Source organism: Longimicrobium sp. (assembly GCF_036554565.1).
Classification (GTDB): domain Bacteria; phylum Gemmatimonadota; class Gemmatimonadetes; order Longimicrobiales; family Longimicrobiaceae; genus Longimicrobium.
This window is the reverse complement of the sequence record NZ_DATBNB010000371.1, coordinates 1-2,936: the sequence shown is the minus strand read 5'-3', so window position 1 is coordinate 2,936 and position 2,936 is coordinate 1. Positions and strand designations below refer to the sequence as shown.

Sequence of the window (2,936 nt, the reverse complement as noted above, 5' to 3'; positions counted from 1 at the left end):
GGAGGTCGCCACGATCAGCGAGCTGGAGGCCAGGATCAGCACCGCGGGGGTGACCATGGCCGACAGCACGGAAAGCGTTTCGGAGAGGTTCTCGGTCTGCATCCCCGGGACAAGTGCGTGAGTGCGTTAGTGCGTCAGTGGGCGACTGCCGCAAGCAGCACGCCCCGTCCGGTGTCCTGGACGGGGCGTTTCGTCTTTCGATGAGGCCGGGCGCGGATCAGTCGCGCACCAGCAGATCGTACGGGTTCAGGTTGCGGCCTTCCCACCACTGCGCGGGGTCGTCCAGGATGGCGACGGAAAAGTGGAGGTGGCAGTCGCCCGGCTGCGCGTTCCCCGTGTCGCCCACGAACCCGATCACCTCGCCGCGCTGCACCCGCTGCCCCTCGCGCAGCCCCTCGGCGTAGGCGTCCAGGTGCGCGTAGTAGTAGCGCGTGACGCCGTCTTCGTCCACCAGGTACACCGACAGCCCGCCGCGGTCGCCCGAGTGCAGCTTGCGAACCCGGCTGTCGGCCACGGCCAGTACCGGCGTGCCGCGCGGCGCGTGGATGTCGATGGCGTGGTGGGTGCGGCCCTCGGAGCGCGACTGCCGATAAGTGTCGCGCAGCTGCTCGGGGCGCACGCCCATCACCGGCACCAGCAGGGGGCCGGCCTCGCGCGGCTCGCTGCGTTCCAGCCGCGAAATGACGGCGGGGCTGCCCAGCAGCCGCCGCGACTGCGCTTCGGCGCGCGCGGGGAGGGCCAGGGTGGCCAGGGTCAGGACGGCGAACGCGGCGTGCTTCAGGGGAAGATTCATGGGATGGTCTCGCCGGCGGCTCGACTGGCATGGCGCGGCCCACGCGGGGCTGGCTGTAGCCTCGTAGCTTTGCGTCGCCGCCTTTCGGCGGGTTTGCCGTTGTCGTTGAGGTCCCCGGCCGTGCGGCCGGGAGAGGGAAACCGGGGTACCGCTGCTCCGATACTGCCGCCGATCGGGGGGATCTTCGCCGGCCCGGACTGAACGAGCGGTGCCATGCCCGGGAGCGCGGGCGGGCGGTGCTGCGTTCACGACGTAAAGGTTGATCGGGTGGGCGCATGATAGTGCGCCCCTTCGCCGCGCGCCAGAGTCTTGGCGGTGGCTCAGTAGCAGTGGATTAGCGCCGTTTCCCGTAGTGCGAAAGCACGAAACGAGTTACGGGATTTTGGGGATTCTCATGTTTCTGTGCCGGGCGCCCGATTTGTCACAGTACAGGTGCGACACCGTCCAAGGTGCGCGGCCCGCAGATCGGGACGGGCGGTTGAACCCAGATCCTGCAATCCACAGCCACAAGTCCCGGCTGGCGCCCGACGAAAGCGGGTTTAGGGGCGTGTTCAGCGGCTGAACGGCGCGCAACGTCAACTTCGCGGCGTTCCGGAGCAGGATTTGGCTGCCGGGAGCCCTGCTCGATCAGCGCTTCCGCGTCCCGTGCCCAAGCTCCGCAACGGCGCCACCGCCCGGTGCCGCCTCACGCCTGCTCCTCACCCCACCACCTTACATCACCGGCAGTGGCACCGGCCTGATCCAGTGCAGCCGATCCCTGGCGTGGGCCAGCATCCTCAACAGCGGATCGCCATCGACCAGCTTGAGGCAGAGCCGGCGGGCGTGGCGCACCAGCTTGCCCGGCGTGCGGATCACGAGTGCGCGGATCGTCTTTACCTGCTCGCGCCCGTTCTCCAGCACGGTCGTCCGTACCAGGTGCAGCATCTGGTAGGCGAGCGCGCCCAGGCTCCAGAGCACGTGGTTTCCGCCGATGTCGTCTACCGCCGTGCGCCCCACTCCCAACTGGCCCATCTCCTCGATCCGGTGCTCCACCTGCGCGCCCTGGTTGTACATCCGCCAAGCAGTGAGCGGGTCCACGCCCTCGATGTTGGTCAGGACCGTCAGGTGGTGCTTCAGGACCACGTGCCCCAGGTCCAACTCGCCTTCCGGGGGCACTTCGCACTGCCGCACGCTCAGTAGCCGCACGTCCCAGCGACGCCCTTCCGCCACCTCCAGCCGCGGGTCCTCCGCTGAACGCACGAACGGGCTCTTGTAGCGCTGCAAGGTGTTCGACTCCTGCATCTTCATGACGAAGTCGACCTCCAGTGCCAGCAGCTTCTGGATGTGCGATACCTTGAAGAAGCCCTTGTCCAGCCGCACCAGAATCCGCTGTACTCCCTGCGCCCGGAGCCATCCCACCAGCTCCTCCACCCACTCCTCGAAGCCCGCCGCCGTGTTGGCGTTCCCCGGACGCCACCGCACGCCCAGGCAGTCGCCCGTGTCCAGGAACGCGAGCATCGGATGATGCGATGGACGGCCTTTTTTCGTCGGATTGTAGCCGTTGACGGCACCCGCCTGCTTCAGCCCGTAGCGCTGCACCACCGTCGAGTCGAACATCAGCATCACCACCCGCGGCACCCGCCCCGCCGCATCCCACCGGGATCGCACCGTCTTCAGCAGCAGCTCGTCCAGCACACCCGCCCCATGCTCGCCCGTCCGCCGGAGAAAGCGCCCGAACGTCGTCGGATTGACCACCGCCTCCCACCCGAAGAGCGCCTGGACTCCACGCTTCTCCAGCAGCGGCAGGTGGTCCATCGACGACCCGCCGTACAGCAGCAGCGCAAGCCACTGCTCAACCTGCAGCGACGGCCGGTAGTGCCCGCGCCTACCGAGCACATGATCCAGCCAGGCGCCACAGCCCAACCGGTCCCACGCTGCCCGGAACGGCGCCAGCCCAGCACCGTCGGTCAGTTGCTCGCTCGTAGGCTCCACCTCGATCGCCGCCGTGCAGCCTTGTACGTGCGGCCGAGCCGGAATAGCTTTCATGCGAGCACCGTTTGGGTGAAGTCGTTTGTGGTCTGCTTCTTGGCGGAAGTGACTCACATTCTACTACTTCCAAACGGTGCTCGCTTTTCCACTGCAGAATCTGGGTTGAAACCGCGGC

Annotated in this window: 2 protein-coding genes and 1 riboswitch; both genes read right to left on the bottom strand. The window is 67.6% G+C overall.

Going from position 1 to position 2,936, the window contains the following annotated elements:
- Positions 1–217 precede the first annotated feature (217 nt).
- Positions 218–793 carry a M23 family metallopeptidase gene (locus VIB55_RS10355; protein ID WP_331876584.1) on the bottom strand — a complete coding sequence of 192 codons (576 nt, stop codon included), beginning with the start codon at positions 791–793 and terminating at the stop codon, positions 218–220.
- A gap of 11 nt (positions 794–804) precedes the next feature.
- Positions 805–901, bottom strand: a riboswitch (cyclic di-GMP riboswitch).
- A gap of 603 nt (positions 902–1,504) precedes the next feature.
- The gene (locus VIB55_RS10350) at positions 1,505–2,818 is read right to left on the bottom strand and encodes an IS1380 family transposase (protein WP_331876583.1); all 1,314 of its coding nucleotides are present in this window, start codon (positions 2,816–2,818) and stop codon (positions 1,505–1,507) included.
- Positions 2,819–2,936 lie beyond the last annotated feature (118 nt).